Raw genomic sequence first — 18,208 nt, 5'->3', positions numbered from 1 at the left:
CGCCATGCTGACAACTGAACAACAAGAACAATACCAACGCGACGGCTATATCATCCTGCCCGGTTTCAAGGGCGCCGACGAAATCGCCGCCCTGCGCGCGCGCGCCGAGCAGATTGTCAACGAATTCGATCCCAGCGTCAGCCAGTCGATCTTCACCACGCGCGACCAGGCGAAGAACACCAACGATTACTTCCTCGCCTCCGACAACACCATCCGCTGCTTTTTCGAGGAAGAGGCCTTCGGCCCGGACGGCCAGTTAAAACAGGCGAAATCGCTGTCGATCAACAAGATCGGCCATGCCATGCATGACCTGGACCCCGTCTTCCGCAGCTTTTCGGCCGATCCGAAACTGGCCGACGTGGCGCGCGACCTGGGCCTGGCGGATGCGCAGGTCTGGCAATCGATGTACATATTTAAACAGCCCGGCATCGGCGGCGAAGTGCGCTGGCACCAGGACGCCACGTATTTCGAGACCACGCCCATCAGCGTGACCACGTTCTGGTTCGCGCTGGAAGATGCGACCCTGGACAACGGCTGCCTGTGGGCCGAACCGGGCGGCCACCGCGGCCCCCTGCGCGAACGCTTCATCCGCAACGGCGACCAGGTCAGAGTGGAAAAGCTCGACGCCATGCCCTGGCCCGACGACAGCACGGCCGTGCCGCTCGAAGTCAAGGCCGGCGCCCTCGTCTGCTTCCACGGCTTGCTGCCCCACTACAGCGCGCCGAACCGCTCGCCCGTCTCGCGCCACGCCTACACCTTGCATGCCACGGACGGACAGACCGCCTACGCGGCCCACAACTGGATACAGCGCGACGCTGCCTTCCCCGTGCGGGGCTTCGTCTGATGCGCATCCAGGTTTTCGCCGCCCACTGGGGCAATAACGACCTGGCGCCCGACGTTTTCATCGACAGGGTACTGGCGGCCGGCTTCGACGGCATCGAGATGTCGCTGCCGCTGGACGCGGCCCTGCGCGAGGAATGGACGGGGCGCATCGCCGATGCGGGCCTGGAGCTGATCGCCGCGCAGTGGGAAACCGTCTTCCATAGCGATTTCGCGCTGCACCGCGCCGCCCTGGCGGAACTGCTGGACAACGCCTGCCTGGCCCGTCCCGTCCTGGTCAACACCCACACGGGCAAGGATTACTACAGCCAGGCGCAAAATGCGGAACTGATCGACCTGGCCGCCGCCATCTCGGACAAGCACGGCGTGCCCATCGTGCACGAACTCCACCGCAGCCGCTTTTCCGGCCATCCGATGCTGCTGCTGCCCTACCTGGCGCAGTATCCTGACTTGCCATTGACAGCCGACCTGTCGCACTGGTGCTGCGCCTGCGAATCGCTGCTGGAAGACCAGCCGCAGACCCTGGCGCAGGTGCTGCCGCTGGTGCGCCACGTGCATGCGCGCGTGGGCCATGCGCAGGGGCCGCAAGTGGCCGACTTCCGCGCACCGGAAGCAAAGGCAGCGCTGGACGCCCACCTGGCGTGGTGGGACGCCATCGTCGCCCTGCGCCGCGCGGCCGGCGCCGAACGCATGACGTTCACGCCGGAATTCGGCCCCGCGCCGTACACGCAAACGCTGCCATACACGCAGCAGCCCGTGAGCGACGCGTGGGAGCAGAACGTCGCCATGCTCGCCCTGCTGCGCGCACGGTACGCAGGGTAAGGCGCCCGCGTCCCGGCGCCGGATCGCCAGGTCCGGCGCCGCGCATTGCAATTAGGTAGTGCGCTATATATACTGTGCCCATGGATACCACCACTCCCCCCAACCCCTTGCACCAGGTGCCGCGCCTGGACAGCCAGCTGTGCTTTGCGCTGTACTCGACCTCGCTCGCCATGAACAAGCTGTACCGCAAGCTGCTGCGCAAGCTCGGTCTCACCTATTCGCAATACCTGGTGATGATGGTGCTGTGGGAACGCGACGGCCTGACGGTGTCGGAAGTGGGCGAGCGCCTGTTCCTCGATTCGGCCACGCTGACGCCCTTGCTCAAGCGCATGGAGCAATCGGGCCTGCTGACGCGCACGCGCGCCGCCAGCGACGAGCGCCAGGTCATCATTTCCCTTACCGAACAGGGCGACCAGCTGCGCCATGCAGCGGCCCTGCTGCCCGAAGCCATCCTGACGGCCAGCCACTGCAGCGTGGAACAAGTTGTGGACATGAAACAACAATTGAACCAGTTACGCGACAGCCTGATGAAAAGTGAGTAAAAACGCCGCTTTTCCGATCAAAATAAGGCAAAACATCTTCCTGACAGCGCCAGGAAAAAGCCGAAGCAAAATCTACCTTTCTTTATTACAAATCGATACAAGGATGGCCCCACCCTGCGTATAGAATAGTTGCCACTATTTCCTTACAACAACATCAGGGTGAATATGCGCATACCTTTCGGCTCCGTAGCCTCGTTGGCTCTCTGCTTTACCGTGTCGGCCTTCGCTGCCGAACCATTCGACGACAAGTTCCGCCAGCTCGAAGAGGTGCTGCCCACCCCGAATACCTACCGCACCGCGTCCGGCGCCCCTGGCCATGCCTATTGGCAGCAGCGCGCCGACTACACGATACGCGCCACCTTGGACGAAGCCAGGCGCGAAATCGCCGGCAGCGGCACCATCACCTACCATAACCAGTCGCCCGACACGCTCGGCTACCTGTGGGTGCAGCTGGACCAGAATATCTACAAGCCCGATTCCGATGCGCGCCGCATGACCACGGCGCCGTCGCGCCAGGCATGGGCCAAGACGGCGGGCGAAGACACCATGAAATTCGAAGGCTTGCGCGGCATGCTGGCGCGCGGCGACTTCCAGGGCGGCTTCAATATCCGCGCCTTGAAGGGCGCTGACGGCCAGCCTTTGAAGTATGTAGTGAACCGCACCATGATGCGCATCGACCTGCCGCAACCCCTGAAGCCGGGACAGGATTTCGTCTTCCAGATCGACTGGGATTACCGCATCAACGAACAGAAGGTGCTGGGCGGACGCGCCGGCTATGAAGTCTTCGATGACAAGAACGCCCTGTTCGAAGTGGCGCAGTGGTTCCCCCGCATGGCGGCCTACTACGACGCGGCCGGCTGGCAGCACAAGCAATTCCTGGGCTCCGGCGAATTCACGCTGGAATTTGGCGACTACGACGTGCAGCTGACGGTTCCTGCCGACCATATCGTCGCCGCCACGGGCGAACTGCAAAATCCGCAGGACGTGCTGTCCGCCGCGCAGCGCGAACGCCTGGACAAGGCCCGCCGCAGCGACAAGCCCGTCGTCATCGTCACGCAGAAGGAAGCCGAAGCGGCCGAAAAATCCGTCAGCCGCGCGCAAAAGACATGGCACTTCAAGGCGGCCAACGTGCGCGACTTCGCCTGGGCGTCGAGCCGCAAGTTCATCTGGGATGCGCAGGGCTACAAGAAGGGCGGCAGCGACGTGATGGCCATGTCCTACTATCCGAAAGAGGGCAATCCGCTGTGGGAAAAATACAGCACGCAGGCCATCGTGCACACGATAGAACAGTACAACAAGTACAGCATCGACTACCCGTACCCGACGGCCATCTCCGTCAACGGTCCCGTGGGCGGCATGGAGTATCCGATGATCTCGTTTAACGGCCCCCGTCCCGTGAAGGACAAGAAAACGGGCCAACTGACCTACTCCAAGCGTACCAAGTACGGCCTGATCGGCGTCATCATCCACGAAGTGGGCCACAACTACTACCCGATGATCATCAACTCGGACGAGCGCCAGTGGACGTGGATGGACGAAGGCCTCAACACCTTCGTGCAATACCTGGCGCAGCAGGCGTGGGAAGAAAACTACCCGGCCTCGCGCGGCGAGCCGCGCGAAATCGTCGACTACATGCGTAGCCGCGACCAGGTGCCCATCATGACCAATTCCGAGTCTTTGCTGCAATTTGGCAACAACGCCTACGCCAAGCCGGCGGCGGGCCTGAACATCCTGCGCGAGACCATCCTCGGGCGCGAGCTGTTCGACTACGCGTTCAAGGAATATGCGCAGCGCTGGAAATTCAAGCGCCCCACACCCGCCGACTTCTTCCGCACCATGGAAGACGCCTCCGGTACGGACCTGGACTGGTTCTGGCGCGGCTGGTTTTATACGACCGACCCGGTCGACATCAGCATCGACGGCATCAGCGAATACGGCGTGAGCTCGAAAGATCCGGCAACGGAAAAGGCCTGGAAAAAGGCGCAGAAGGACGCCCAGCCGGAGTCCGTCACAAACCGCGCCAACAAGGGCATGCCGCGCCGTGTCGATGCGCACCCTGAGCTCAAGGATTTCTATAACCAGCACGACGATTTCACGGTGACGAACAAGGACCGCAACGCCTACGCCGAAGCGCTGGCCACGCTGGAACCGTGGGAAAAGGACTTGCTGAAACAGGGCAAGCACCTGTACCTGGTCGACCTGTCGAACCTGGGCGGCATGGTCATGCCCCTGATCCTCGAGATCGAGCTAAAAAGCGGCAAGAAGTACGTCGAGCGCGTGCCGGCCGAAGTATGGCGCTATTCACCGAAGAAAATCACCAAGGTCGTCATCACGGACGAGCCGATGGTGGGCCTGGTGCAGGACCCGTACTGGGAAACGGCCGACATCGACACGAGCAACAATAGCTGGCCGAGAAAAATCACGCCATCGCGCCTGGAACTGTTCAAGAGCGAAAAATCGCCCAGGGATAACCTGATGCGCGATTTTCATACGCCGTTGAAAGGCAAGAACGGCGGCTCCGACAAGGGCGACGACGCGTGAAGCGCTGGCGCCTTCTCGCGGCGAGCCTGCTGGCCTGCGCCAGCATGGCGGCCGGCGCCCATAACTTCCACATGGGTATCGCCGACGTCAGCTATAACGGGGCCAGCGGCAGCACGGAAGTGGTGCACACCTATACGGGCCACGACGTCGAGGCGCTGCTGACGAATCTGTACCAGCGCCAGTTCGACCTGGGCCAGGAAGACAGCGAAGCGGCGCTGCGCCGCTATGTCGAAAAACAGTTTTACCTCGTGGGGCCGGACGGCAAGCGATTGCGCCTGAACTGGGTCGGCATGAAGGTCAACGCCGACAACGTGGTGATCTTCCAGGAGATCGAACGCACGCGCCTGGCCCCCGCCACGCGCATCCACAACGGGCTGCTGATCGACTTCCTGCCCAGCCAGCGCAATACCCTCAACGTGCAGGACAGCGGCAGCATCCAGACGCTGATCTTCGACCGCCAGAACACGGAACTGCCGATCCGCTAAGCCCGGGCACACCTATCCCCCATGACGCCACGTTATCTTCCCCTCTTCCTCGCCGCCCTGTTTTCCCCCGCCGCCCACGCCGACGACATCTTTCAGCGCGTGCTGGTCGACGGTTCTCGCCTGAACCAGCTGGGCGTGGCCGATTCGGCCAACGCGGGCAGCGTCACGCAACAGCAGCTCGACGCGCGCACCAGCTACCGGCCCGGCGAACTGCTCGAAGCCGTGCCGGGGTTGATCGCCAGCCAGCATAGCGGCGAGGGCAAGGCCAACCAGTTCTACCTGCGCGGCTTCAACCTCGATCATGGCACCGACTTGCGCACCACGGTCGACGAGATGCCCGTCAACCAGCGCAGCCATGGCCACGGGCAGGGCTGGACGGACCTGAACTTTTTGATCCCCGAACTGGCCATGCGCCTCGATTACAAAAAGGGGCCGTACTCGGCGGCGCAAGGCGATTTTTCCTCGGCGGGCGCGGCGTCCGTCGTCTACGCGAACCGCCTGACGCAGGGCATCGCCAGCGTGGGCATCGGGCAAAACGGCTTTCGCCGCGCCCTGCTGGCCGACTCGCTCGATGCGGGCGACGGCAGCCTGCTGTACGCGCTCGAAGCGCAGCATAACGATGGCCCGTTCACGCAGCCGGACCGCTACCGCAAGCTCAATGGCGTGCTGCGCTACAGCGAAGGCTATGCCAACAATGGCTTCAACGTCACGGCCATGGCGTACGACGCCAGCTGGAACGCCACCGACCAGATTCCGCTGCGCGCCGTGCACGATGGTGCGCTGGGCCGCTTCGACGCCATCGATGCCAGCGACGGCGGCAAGGCGCAGCGCTACAGCCTGTCGGGCGCCTGGCGCCAGACGACGGACGACGTGTCGTCCAAGGTCAGCGCGTACGTGATCGCCAACCGCCTGGCCCTGTTCTCGAATTTTACGTATGCGATGGATGACCCGGTCAACGGCGACCAGTTCGCCCAGCCCGACAGGCGCGTGACGGCCGGCCTCGATGCCAGCCACACCTGGCACCGCCACACGGACAGGGGCAGCAGCGATACCACCATCGGCGTGCAGCTACAGAACGACAATATCCACAATGGCCTGTACGACACGCGCCGGCGCCAGATCCTGTCGACCACGCGGCAAGACCATATCGTCGAAACGAGCATCGGCGTGTATGGCGAAAACAGCACGCGCTGGTCGCGCATGCTGCGCACCGTGGCTGGCCTGCGCGCAGACGCCTACCGCTTCGACGTGCGCAGCGACCGCGCCGCCAATGCGGGCACGGCCAGCGACCATTTGTTCAGCCCCAGCCTGAGCGTGATCGCGGGGCCGTGGCGCGAGACGGAAGCATATTTCAACATTGGCAATGGTTTTCATAGCAACGATGCACGCGGCACGACGATCACGGTCGACCCGAAGACGGGCGAGGCGGCCGACAAGGTCACGCCACTGGTGCGCTCGCGCGGCCTGGAACTGGGCTTGCGCAGCGCCGCCATCGCCAGCCTGCAAACGTCCCTGTCGCTGTACCGCCTGGACTTCGATTCCGAGCTGCTGTTCGTCGGCGACGCCGGCGCCACCGAGGCGGGCCGCCCCAGCCGTCGCTACGGCATCGAGTTTTCCAGCTACTACAAGGCGGCGAGCTGGCTGTCGCTGGACCTGGACCTGGCGTATGCCCGCGCGCGCTCGCGCGGCAGCGATCCGGCGGGTGACTTCATCCCCGGCGCCATCGAAGGCGTCGCCCAGCTGGCCATGACGGTGACGCCGCAGGGGCCATGGTCCGGGTCTTTGCGCCTGCGCTACTTCGGCCCGCGTCCCCTGATCGAGGACAACAGCGTGCGCTCTGCCGCCAGCGTGGGCTTGAACGGGCGTATCGCCTACCAGATCGACAAGACCTGGCGCATGGAAGTGGAAGGCTACAACCTGGCCAACCGGCGCGACTCGGCCATCGATTACTACTATGCCTCGCGCCTGCCAGGCGAAGCGCAGCCTGTCGACGATATCCACTTCCATCCGGTGGAATCGCGCTCGCTGCGCCTGACCCTGGTAAAGAATTTTTAACTTAACAAGAATAATTCTTATCGTACTGCACAGGAAACGCCGCGAAGTCGTAGAATGCCAGGCTGGATAAACTGATACAGGCCGTGTTCCGGCCGGCACCGCCATGAGCACTTCCGCACCGATCTTTACCGACCCGTCCTACCTCAAGGACGCCTTGCGCGACGACGGCTATGCCGTCTTGCGCCCGCAGGACGTGGCCGCGCTGGCCGGCTGCCCGCTGGCCGCGCTGCGCGCGCTGGAACCAAGCTGGAATGCGCTTGCGCTGGACAATTACCTGAAGGATGGCGGCCGCTATCGCCGCCGGCGCCACTCGTGCTTCGTGCAGGATGGCGAGCGCCTGACGCAGACGGCACACCGTCCGCACTGGCAGCCAGTCGAATACAACGCCCTGCACGGCGGCATGCACCGCCTGTTCGAACCGGTCGAACCGGCTATCGTCGCGCAAGCGGCCTGGCAGCAGCTGATTCGCGCGCTGGGCGACGCCTGTTCGCAGGTCAAGGGACGCCAGCCGTGGTTCATCGAGGCGCACCAGTTCCGCATCGACACCACTGACGGCATCGGCCGCCCCACGCCGGAAGGCGCGCACCGCGACGGCGTCGATTTCGTCGCCGTGCTGCTGATCGGACGCGAACAGGTCAAGGGCGGCGAGACGCGCATCTTCGAAGCGGACGGTCCCAACGGCAAGCGCTTTACCCTGACCGAGCCATGGTCGCTGCTGCTGCTCGACGACGCCGCCGTGATCCACGAATCGACGCCGATCCAGCCCACCGGCGAACACGGCCACCGCGACACGCTGGTGCTGACCTATCGCGCCGGCCAGTTCCAGGGTGAAAACTGACAGGCGGCCACAGCATTCCCTGTGGGCAAAATAGTTACTTGGAAGTTACTTTTACAGACCTAAATCCGATATAGTCATACGATGTCGATATTGCGCGCTCACCGCGCCCAGCATCACCACACTGAAATCCTAGGAGAGGTCTGTGGACTCCAACAACCAAATCAAGCATGACGAAATCGAGATCCTGATCGTCGAGGACAGCCCGACCCAGGCGGAGCGCTTGCGCCGCCTGATCCAGTCCCTGCACTATAACGCGCGCGTGGCGACGAATGGCCAGCTGGCCCTGGCCGCCATCCGCGAGCGCAAGCCGCACCTGGTGCTGTCCGATATCGTCATGCCTGAAATGAATGGCTACGACCTGTGCCGCGCCATCAAGTCCGATCCGACCCTGCGCGACATTCCCGTCATCCTCGTCACCTCGCTCAACGACCCGAAGGACATCATCCGCGGCATCGAATGCGGCGCCGACAATTTCATCCGCAAGCCTTACGCAGAAGACTACCTGCTCAACCGCATCAGCCACATGCTGATGAACCAGAAGCTGCGCAAGAACCAGAACGTGGAAATCGGCATCGCCCTGTACCTGGGCGACCAGAAGCACTTCATCAATGCGGAACGCCAGCAAATCCTCGATTTGCTGATCTCCACCTATGAACAGGCGGTGCAGGTCAACGGCGAACTGCAGGCACGCGAACGCCAGGTGATCGAGCTGAACATGCGCCTGGCGCACCATGCGGCCGAACTGGAAACCATCAACCGCGAAATCGCCCTGAAAAACCTGGAACTGGCAGAAGCGAGCCGCATGAAGTCGGCCTTCATCGCCAACATGTCGCATGAATTGCGCACGCCGCTCAACGCCATCATCGGGTTCACGGGCGCGCTGCTGATGAAACTGCCAGGCCCCCTGACGCCCGACCAGGACAAGCAACTCAATACCATCCGCGCCAGCGCGCGCCATCTGCTCTCGCTGATCAACGATATCCTCGACGTGGCCAAGATCGAGGCGGGCAAGCTGACCTTGTCCATCGAACCCGTGCACTGCCAGGAACTGATGGCCGAGGTGGCCGATACCCTGCGCCCGCTGGCCCAGCAAAAAGGCCTGGCACTGGAAATGGAACTGGGCACGGAGAACCAGTCGCCCACGATCATCGACACGGACCGCCGCGCGCTGACGCAAATCCTCATCAACCTGCTCAACAACGCCATCAAGTTCACGGAACAGGGCACGGTGCGCATCAGCCTGGCCCAGCGCGAGGAAGACGGCGTGCTCGTGACAGAGATGAGCATCGCCGACAGCGGCGCCGGCATCAAGGAAGAGGACCAGGCCAAGCTGTTCCAGGCCTTCTCGCAACTTGACTCCACCTCCACGCGCCACGTGGAAGGCGCGGGACTGGGCCTGTACCTGTGCCAGAACCTGGCCAACGCCATCGGCGGCGCCCTGTTCTTCAACAGCGACTACGGTTCCGGCAGCACGTTTACGTTGGCGCTGCGCAGCAAGGCCTGAACTTCTGTGCACCGCAGCATGGAATGCTGACTTTTTGCCATCCACAAGAGACCGATACAGTAGTTCTACGGTATTGCACTGCAACATTTTCAGCGCTATAGTAGAACTGTCTCCTCCAATTCGTTCTCCGAACATTGGATTCCGCCCGCGCCAGTTCGCGGGCTTTTTTTTGCCTGCGTTTTACATTATCTTCATCATTCCTTAACTAAATCAAGCGATTTAGTTATATCAATCGTTTGAGATATGTGATTCAATCTGCGGCATGATTGAAAAACACATTTCCCAAACGCCAAGCGCCGACGACGGGCGCAAGCCCCGTTCCGATGGCGAGCAGTCGCGCGAGCGGCTGCTGCACAGCGCCATCCGCCTGTTTGCCGAGCAGGGCTACGCCAAGACCTCCACGCGCGAACTGGCGCAGGCGGCCGGCACCAACGCCGCCGCCATCCGCTACTATTTTGGCGACAAGGCGGGCTTGTACCGCGCCGCCTTCGCCCAGCAATCGACGAACCCGCAAGACAATATCGCCCTGTACGAGCAACCGCATTTCACCTTGCGCCAAAGCCTGGAGGGCTTTTATGCGCAATTGCTCGCCCCCATGCAGCAGGGCGAGATCGCGCGCGACTGCATGCGCCTGTGGTGCCGCGAAATGCTCGAACCGACGGGACTGTGGGCGCGCGAGATCGACCAGAACATCCGCCCCGAGCACGAAGCGCTCACGCGCGTGCTGGCGCGCCACTTGGGCGCGCCCGACAACAGCGACGACATGCACCGGCTGGCGTTTTCCATCGCCTCGCTGGCCCTGCAGCACATGGTGGGCGCCGACGTGCTGCAAACGCTGCGCCCGCAGCTGCTGGACACGCCATACGCCCTCGACACCTGGCTCGCACGCATGACCGACTACGCGCTGGCCATGGCCGACGTGGAGCGTCGGCGCCTCGCCAAAACCCCCTCCACCGTGACCGTTCAACGACAAGCACAAGGATCAGCATGACGACTATTCGATGCACCGTTCATGGCGCCCTGGCCGCCAGCATCGCGCTGGCACTGGGCGGCTGCGCCCTGCAGGGGCCACCCACTACCGTGGCCGCCAGCGCACCCGCGCAGTGGCAGGCGCCGCTGCCGCACAACGGCAAGCTGGCCGACCTGGCCAGCTGGTGGCAGGGCCAGGGCGACAGCCTGCTGGTGGAACTGATCACCGATGCGCAACAGGCCAGCCCCACCATCGCCGCCGCCGGCACGCGCATCGTGCAGGCGCGCGCGGACAGCATCGCCAGCGGCGCCGCGCTGGCGCCCAAGCTCGACGCGACGGGCAGCGTGGTGCGCACCAGCCAGCAATCGGCACAGCCCGGCGGCACCACCTCGCAGGCGGCCTTGCAGGCGTCGTGGGAAATCGACGTGTTTGGAGCCAACCGGGCCACGCGCGATGCGGCGCAGGAGCGCTACGACAGCGCCCGCGCACTCTGGCACGAAGCCCGCGTCTCGGTGGCCGCCGAAGTGGCAAACCAGTATTACGCCTTGCGCACCTGCCGGCAGTTGCAGGCCGTGGCCGAACAGGATGCCGTCTCGCGCCGCGACTCGGCACGCCTGACGGCATTGAGCGCCGGTGCCGGCTTCCAGCCGCCCGCCAACGCCGCGCTGGCCCGCGCCAGCGCGGCAGAAGGCGCCAGCCGCGCCATCGAACAGCGCGCTGCCTGCGACGTGAATGTCAAGGCGCTGGTGGCCCTGTCGGCCGTGCCGGAAGACGCCCTGCGCCACAAGCTCGACGCCAATCCCGCCGTCCTGCCATCGCCTGTAGCCATTGCGGAGCTGCCGGCGCAAACCCTCGCCCAGCGTCCCGACATCTACAGCGCCGAACGCGAAGTGGCGGCCGCCAGCTTCGAAGTGCGCGGCGCGCAGGCGCAGCGCTATCCCCGCCTGAGCCTGGCCGGCTCCATCGGCAAGGGCAATATCCGCGCCGGCGGTACCAGCATCACGGCCAGCACCTGGAGCATCGGCCCGCTGGCCGTCAGCCTGCCCATCTTCGACGGCGGCACCCGCCGCGCCCAGGTCGATGCGGCCACGGCGCGCTACGACGAAGCCGTGGTGAAATACCGCGCCGGCGTGCGCCAGGCCGTGCGCGAAGTGGAAGAGGCGCTGGTCAACCTGGCCAGCACGGACGCGCGCAGCGAGCATGCCAAAACCGCGCTGGAAGGCTACCGCGTGTCGTTTGTCGCCACCGAAGACCGCTACAAGAACGGCCTGGCCAGCCTGATCGAACTGGAAGACGCGCGCCGCACGCGCCTGGCCGCCGAAAACACGGTGGTCAACCTTGAGCGCGAACGCAGCGCCGCCTGGGTGGCGCTGTACCGCGCCGCCGGCGGCGGCTGGAACGGCAGCAGCGCCATCGCCAACAATGCACCTTGACGGATACGACAACATGAAAAAAATGACCTTGAAACCGATGGCGCTCGCACTGGCCTCCCTTTGCATGGTGCTGGGCGCCGGCGTGGCCCTGTATCCATCGGCCTCCACGGCGGCCGACGAGGCGAAGGACAAGAAGGCGGCGCAAAAACCCGCGCTGACCGTCACCACGGCCAAGCCGCAAACGGCCAGCCTGCCCATCAAGCTGAGCGCCAACGGCAACGTGGCCGCCTGGCAGGAAGCCGTCATCGGCAGCGAATCGAACGGCTTGCGCCTCACCGACGTGCGCGTGAATGTCGGCGACGTCGTGCGCGCCGGCCAGGTGCTGGCCGTGTTCTCGAACGACACGGTCAATGCCGACGTGGCCCAGGCCAGGGCCGCCGTGCTGGAAGCGGAAGCGAATGCGGCCGAGGCGGCAGCCAACGCCCAGCGTGCCCGCTCGCTGCAAAGCACGGGCGCCATCAGCGCGCAGCAGATCAGCCAGTACCTGACGGCGGAACAGACTGCCAATGCGCGCATTGCATCGGCCAAGGCGCAACTGGCGTCGCAGCAGCTGCGCCTGAAATACACGCAGGTGGTGGCGCCCGACAGCGGCATCATCTCTGCGCGCTCGGCCACCGTGGGCTCGGTGGTGGGCGCCGGCACGGAATTGTTCCGCATGATCCGCCAGGGCCGCCTCGAATGGCGCGCCGAAGTGACGGCCACCGAACTGCTGAACCTGAAGCCGGGCACCCTGGCGCAGGTGAAGGCGGCCAATGGCAGCGTGTTGACGGGCAAGGTGCGCATGATCGCCCCCACGGTCGACCCGCAGACGCGCTCCGCCCTCGTGTACGTGGACCTGCCGGCCAGCACGGGCAACAATGCGCCGTTCAAGGCCGGCATGTACGCCAGCGGCGAATTTGAACTGGGCACCTCGGGCGCGCTGACGGTGCCGCAGCAGGCAATTGCCGTGCGCGACGGCTTCAGCTATGTCTTCCGCCTCAATCCCGACCAGCGGGTCAGCCAGATCAAGGTGCAGGCCGGACGGCGCCTGACGGACCGCATCGAGATCGTCAAGGGCATCACGGCCGACACGACGATTGTCGTCAGCGGCGCGGGCTTTCTCAATGACGGCGACCTGGTACGCAATGTACAAAACCCGGTGGCATCCCCGGTGGCAGCCAAGCCGGCCGCAGCGAAAAAGTAAGGAGAGGCCATGAATTTTTCCTCCCTCTCGATCAAGAACCCGATCCCGGCCATCATGCTGTTCGCGCTCTTGACCCTGGCCGGCCTGCTGGCCTACAAGGCCAATCCGGTGCAGGATTTTCCCGACATCGAACTGCCCATCGTCACCGTCAGCGCGGTGCTGCCCGGTGCAGCGCCGGCCCAGCTGGAAACGGAAGTGGCGCGCAAGATCGAAGACTCCGTCGCCACCCTGCAAGGCGTGAAAAACATCTACACCAAGGTGCTCGATGGCGTCGTCACGGTGACCGTCGAATTCATCCTGGAAAAGCAGATCGCCGAAGCCGTCAACGACGTGCGCGACGCCGTCGCAAGGGTCAAGGCGGACATGCCGGCCGAACTGCGCGACCCCACCGTCACCAAGGCGTCCACGGCTGGGCGCGTGGTGCTGACCTTTATCGCCACGGCGAAACCCGGTGTCGATAATCCGCTCGACGCGCCCGACCTGTCCTGGTACGTCGACAATACGGTGGCCAAGCGCCTCTTGACCGTGCCCGGCGTGGGCGCCGTCACCCGCGTGGGCGGCGTCTACCGCGAAATCCAGGTGGAACTCGACGAGGCGCGCATGGCGGCGCTGAAGGTGTCGGCACTCGACGTGTCGCGCCAGCTGCGCCTGGTGCAGCGCGAAGCGCCGGGCGGCCGGGGCGACGTCAGTGGCGCCGAACAGTCGGTGCGCACCATCGCCACGGTCAAGACGGCCGATGAACTGGCGAAAATCGACATTCCCCTGCCGGACGGACGCCACGTGCGCCTGGAGCAGGTCGCCACCGTGCGCGACACCATCGCCGAACCGCGCGCGCTGGCCGAGCAGGACGGCAAGACCGTGGTCGCCTTCGAGGTGTTCCGCACCAAGGGCGCCAGCGAGGTGGCCGTCGCCAAGGGCGCGCGCGCCGCCATCGCCGACCTGCAGAAGGAAAACCCCAGCGTGGTGCTGCAGCAGTCGATCGACAATGCCTTCCCCGTCGAGGAAAACTTCGAAGGCTCCATGGAGCTGCTGTACGAGGGCGCTCTGCTGGCCGTGCTGGTGGTGTGGTGGTTCCTGCGCGACTGGCGCGCCACCCTGGTGGCAGCGGCCGCCCTGCCCCTGTCCGTGATGCCGGCTTTCCTCGGCATCTACTGGTTCGGCTACACGCTCAACACCGTCACCCTGCTGTCGCTGGCCCTGGTCGTCGGCGTGCTGGTCGACGACGCCATCGTGGAAATCGAAAACATCGAGCGCCATCTGCGCATGGGCAAGTCGCCCATGGAAGCGGCCATGGAAGCGGCCGATGAAATCGGCATGGCGGTGATCGCCACCACCTTCGCGCTGGTGGCCGTGTTCCTGCCGACGGCCTTCATGAGCGGCATTCCCGGCCTGTTCTTCAAGCAGTTCGGCTGGACGGCCGTGCTGGCCGTGCTGGCCTCGCTGGTGGTGGCGCGACTGCTCACGCCGATGATGGCAGCGTACATCCTGAAGCCGCTGCCGCACAAGGAAGAGCAGGACAGCTGGCTGATGGCGCGCTACCTGCGCGTGATGCGCTGGTGCCTGAAGCACCGCGGCGTCACGGCCATCGCCGCAGGCCTGTTCTTTGTCGGTTCCATCCTGCTCGTGCCGCTGCTGCCGACCGGTTTCGTGCCGGCCGCCGACCGCGCACAGACGCAGATCAATCTGGAACTGCCGCCCGGCTCCACCCTGGCAGAAACGCAGGCCGTGGCAGCCATGGCGCGCGATGCTGCCATGCGCACGCCGGGTATCCAGGGCGTCTTCAGTTCGATCGGCGGGGGCTCCAGCGGCGACGCCTTCGCCCCAGGCGCGGCGGCCGAGGCGCGCCGCGCCGTGCTGACCCTGACCACCGTGCACCGCACGGAGCGCAAGGAATCGATGGCGGACCTGGAAACGCAGCTGCGCCACAAGCTCGATGCGATCCCGGGTGCCCGCTTCACGGTGGGACCACCCGACACGGGCGTCAAGATGCAACTGGTGCTGCGCTCGGAAGACCCGGTGGCTTTGACGACGGCGGCGCAAAAGGTCGAGCGTGAACTGCGCGGCCTGAAAGGCATCGGCAACGTCAATTCCAGCGCCTCGCTGGTACGTCCGGAAATCATCGTGCGCCCCGATTTCGCCAAGGCGGCGGACCTGGGCGTGACGGCGGCAGCCATCGGCGAGACCGTGCGCGTGGCCACGGCCGGCGACTACGACACGGACCTGACGAAAATGAACCTGCCCGAACGGCAGGTGCCGATCCGCGTCAAGCTGCCCGACAGCGTGCGCGCCGACCTGGCCGCCATCGAGCGCCTGACCGTGCCCGGCAAGAATGGCTCCGTGCGCCTGGCGAACGTGGCCACGGTGACGATGGAAAGCGGCCCGGCACAGATCGACCGGTTGAACCGCAGCCGCAACGTCACCCTCGACGTGGAACTCGGTTCGCGCACGCTCGGCGAACTGAATGAAGAAGCGCGCGCGCTGCCGTCGATGAAGAATTTGCCGCCGTCCGTGAAGATCGCCGAACTGGGCGACGCGCAGGAGATGGCCTCGCTGTTCGCCAGCTTCGGCCTGGCCATGCTGATCGGCGTGCTGTGCATCTACTGCGTGCTGGTGCTGCTGTTCAAGGACTTCATGCAGCCGGTGACTATCCTGGCGGCGCTGCCGCTGTCGATCGGCGGCGCCTTCGTGGCGCTCCTGATCACGGGCAGCGCGCTGTCGATGCCGTCGATGATCGGCCTGATCATGCTGATGGGGATCGTCACGAAGAACTCCATCCTGCTGGTCGACTATGCGATCCTGGCGCGCCAGGCGGGCATGAACCGCTTCGACGCGCTGGTCGACGCCTGCCACAAGCGCAGCCGGCCCATCCTGATGACGACGATTGCCATGGGCGCCGGCATGATGCCGCTGGCGCTGGGCTGGGGCGCCGACCCCAGCTTCCGTTCGCCGATGGCCATCACCGTCATCGGCGGCCTGATCACCTCGACCTTATTGAGCCTGCTGGTGGTGCCGGCCGTGTTCACTTATATCGACGACCTGGAGCACCTGCTCAAGCGCGGCATGGCGAAACTGCGCCGCCAGAAGGCGCCCGCGCGGCGCGATGACAGGGTGGCGCTGGAAAAATAAGCGCCAAGGCTGATTGCAAAAACGCCCCCTGCGGGCAAGGAAGCGAGGGACCAGCCGCCAGGCCGCGCTCCCCCGCTTTCATCTATCTGGCATACTGCGCCCATTCTCCATGAACGCAATCTGCCCTGCCTATGAATTACCCCACTCCGCTGGCCCTGCTGTTGATCTGCTCCCTGCTGGGCGCCTGCTCGGAAAAAAACGCGCCCGCCAAGGCACAGGAAGCCGCCGACGCGCCTGCAGCAGCCGTCGAACCGGCGCCGGCCGACATGGCACCGCCGCCATCCGCCACAGCCCCCAAGACCGACGAAATGAACACGCCGCAGGCGCGCGAACGCGAAGCAGGCATGATGCGCGCCGTCTTCGGCAAGGCCTACCGCAGCGACAGCGACGATGCGCTGGCCGACCTGTCCGATCCGGACAACCACGTCGACAAGCTCAGTTATGTCGTCAGCGCCGTCAGCCACAAGCTGCTGCCCGATGGCAGCGCCATCCTGGTGGCGAATGCGGAAACGGCCAACACGGAAGGCACGGCCGAATCGGCGCATGCCTCGCCGGGGCTGCTGAATGTCTTTTTCCTGGCACCCAAGGGCACGCCGAAAGACGGCCAGTGGCAAGTCGTGAAACGCCTGGAAAACATCGCCACACTCGGCTCATCAGGGCAGCTCGGCGAAGTGCACTGGGTCATGCTGGGCGCGAACAAGCCGGGACTGGCGATCCGCCATGGCTATACGGGCCAGGGCTACACCATCACCCAGCTGGCCCTGTTTGAAATCGGCGATGGCAAGGTGACCGCGATCGATGGCGGCATCGACCTGTATTCGGACAATTCGGGCGCCTGCGGGCCTGAAACGGAAGAGTGCTGGATGGTCAAGGGAAACTGGCGCTTCGCGCCAGCGCGCAATGGCGGCGCCTACGATGACTTGCTGATCGACTTCAAGGGCGCGTCGGAAAAGATCAAGCCAGGCGTCACGGTCAAGCCGGACGAAGACCCGCCGCGCATCGCCACGCCCCTGAACGGCCACGCGCGCTATGGCTTCGATGGCAAGGGATATAAACTGCTTGAAGGGAAGAATCCAGTGCCTGGCGTGTAGGCCGGCACCGGCAAGCCATCAACGGCGCGCCGCCTCCAGGCGCGCCAGCAGCGGCGCATACATGGCCCGCGTATGGCTGCTCCAGCGGGCCATGGCGCTGTCGATATCGAGCAGCAGGCGTTCCGACAGCACCTTGTCGCCTTGCTGCAGCGCCCAGATCGCGCACTCGGCGCGGCACTCGAAGCTGTTGTAGCGCGTCAGCGCATCGTCGAATTCCGCTTTCGCTTCTTGCTGTCGCCCGCTCTGCGCCAGCGCGCGCGCCGTCAGCAGGGACACCATCTCGGGACGAAAATGGATATCCATGCGGCGGATGAATTCCAGGTGCGTCAGCGCTTCGGCGCCGCGCGCACATTCCAGATAGGCACGCGCCGCGCCCAGGCGAATTTCCAGGTCCGATGAAAACGCGCCCCGCAGGCAGGCTTCGTACGTCGCTGCCGCTTCCTGCGCATCGCCCGCCTCCAGCTGCGCGCTGGCCAGGCGCATCTGGTTTTGCGCCGTCGGCGTGTACTCGAAGGCGGCCTTCGCCTCGCGCAATTCGCGGTTCGGATCGAGCACCTGCACGGCCACCGAAGCGACCTTGCGCGCGCCTTGCGGCAAGCGCGAATTGGGCAGGTAGATGGCGAAGAAATACACGACGCTGCCCAGCAGCGGGAACATGAATAAAATGAGCAGCCAGTACAGTTGCTGCCCGTTGCGCACCACGTGGATCGCAAAAAATACCGCGATCAGGATGTGAATGCCTATGCCAAAAATCGTCATGCCGCGACCTCGTCCGTTC

The 18,208-nt window shown here is 64.7% G+C and carries 14 protein-coding genes; 13 read left to right on the top strand and 1 reads right to left on the bottom strand.

Annotated features, from left to right (window positions below):
• Positions 1 to 4 precede the first annotated feature (4 nt).
• The 13 genes from BXA07_RS10795 to BXA07_RS10735 all read left to right on the top strand — a co-directional run bounded on the left by BXA07_RS10795 (position 5) and on the right by BXA07_RS10735 (position 17,430).
• Positions 5 to 844, top strand: a complete 840-nt coding sequence (locus tag BXA07_RS10795) for a phytanoyl-CoA dioxygenase family protein (protein WP_076567938.1) — start codon at positions 5 to 7, stop codon at positions 842 to 844.
• Positions 844 to 1,662 (top strand): sugar phosphate isomerase/epimerase family protein, encoded by an 819-nt coding sequence (locus tag BXA07_RS10790; protein WP_076567937.1) that lies wholly within the window; start codon positions 844 to 846, stop codon positions 1,660 to 1,662. Before BXA07_RS10795 ends, BXA07_RS10790 begins: the two co-directional genes overlap by 1 nt.
• A gap of 80 nt (positions 1,663 to 1,742) precedes the next feature.
• On the top strand, positions 1,743 to 2,204 hold the full coding sequence (locus tag BXA07_RS10785) for a MarR family winged helix-turn-helix transcriptional regulator (protein ID WP_076567936.1): 462 nt from the start codon (positions 1,743 to 1,745) through the stop codon (positions 2,202 to 2,204).
• A 165-nt stretch (positions 2,205 to 2,369) separates the two neighbouring features.
• Positions 2,370 to 4,745, top strand: coding sequence for a M1 family metallopeptidase (locus BXA07_RS10780; protein WP_076567935.1), 2,376 nt, complete (start codon positions 2,370 to 2,372; stop codon positions 4,743 to 4,745).
• Positions 4,742 to 5,230, top strand: coding sequence for a DUF6702 family protein (locus BXA07_RS10775; protein ID WP_083708160.1), 489 nt, complete (start codon positions 4,742 to 4,744; stop codon positions 5,228 to 5,230). Before BXA07_RS10780 ends, BXA07_RS10775 begins: the two co-directional genes overlap by 4 nt.
• Before the next feature lie 21 nt (positions 5,231 to 5,251).
• Entirely contained in the window at positions 5,252 to 7,285 is a 2,034-nt protein-coding gene (locus tag BXA07_RS10770; protein ID WP_076567934.1) for a TonB-dependent receptor, read from the top strand.
• A 103-nt stretch (positions 7,286 to 7,388) separates the two neighbouring features.
• A complete protein-coding gene (locus BXA07_RS10765) occupies positions 7,389 to 8,123 on the top strand; it encodes a 2OG-Fe dioxygenase family protein (protein WP_076567933.1) in 735 nt (244 codons plus the stop codon).
• A 142-nt stretch (positions 8,124 to 8,265) separates the two neighbouring features.
• A complete protein-coding gene (locus BXA07_RS10760; protein ID WP_076567932.1) occupies positions 8,266 to 9,627 on the top strand; it encodes a hybrid sensor histidine kinase/response regulator in 1,362 nt (453 codons plus the stop codon).
• Positions 9,628 to 9,889: 262 nt separating this feature from the next.
• On the top strand, positions 9,890 to 10,618 hold the full coding sequence (locus BXA07_RS10755; RefSeq protein ID WP_076567931.1) for a CerR family C-terminal domain-containing protein: 729 nt from the start codon (positions 9,890 to 9,892) through the stop codon (positions 10,616 to 10,618).
• Complete coding sequence (locus tag BXA07_RS10750) at positions 10,615 to 12,030, top strand: efflux transporter outer membrane subunit (RefSeq protein ID WP_244556242.1); 1,416 nt, start codon at positions 10,615 to 10,617, stop codon at positions 12,028 to 12,030. The genes BXA07_RS10755 and BXA07_RS10750 overlap by 4 nt, the downstream gene beginning before the upstream one ends.
• A gap of 13 nt (positions 12,031 to 12,043) precedes the next feature.
• Positions 12,044 to 13,213, top strand: a complete 1,170-nt coding sequence (locus tag BXA07_RS10745) for an efflux RND transporter periplasmic adaptor subunit (RefSeq protein WP_076567930.1) — start codon at positions 12,044 to 12,046, stop codon at positions 13,211 to 13,213.
• A 9-nt stretch (positions 13,214 to 13,222) separates the two neighbouring features.
• A complete protein-coding gene (locus BXA07_RS10740) occupies positions 13,223 to 16,339 on the top strand; it encodes an efflux RND transporter permease subunit (RefSeq protein WP_076567929.1) in 3,117 nt (1,038 codons plus the stop codon).
• Positions 16,340 to 16,470: 131 nt separating this feature from the next.
• Positions 16,471 to 17,430 carry a hypothetical protein gene (locus BXA07_RS10735; protein ID WP_076567928.1) on the top strand — a complete coding sequence of 320 codons (960 nt, stop codon included), beginning with the start codon at positions 16,471 to 16,473 and terminating at the stop codon, positions 17,428 to 17,430.
• Between the two features lie 18 nt (positions 17,431 to 17,448).
• On the opposite strand, the gene BXA07_RS10730 is transcribed toward BXA07_RS10735, so the two are convergent.
• Positions 17,449 to 18,189, bottom strand: coding sequence for a hypothetical protein (locus tag BXA07_RS10730; protein WP_076567927.1), 741 nt, complete (start codon positions 18,187 to 18,189; stop codon positions 17,449 to 17,451).
• Positions 18,190 to 18,208: the final 19 nt, after the last annotated feature.

The sequence above is a fragment of the Janthinobacterium sp. TND4EL3 genome, from assembly GCF_900156175.1.
Taxonomy (GTDB): Bacteria; Pseudomonadota; Gammaproteobacteria; order Burkholderiales; family Burkholderiaceae_D; genus Janthinobacterium.
The sequence above is the reverse complement of the archived record's forward strand: the minus strand, read 5'-3'. Positions and strand labels throughout refer to the sequence as shown.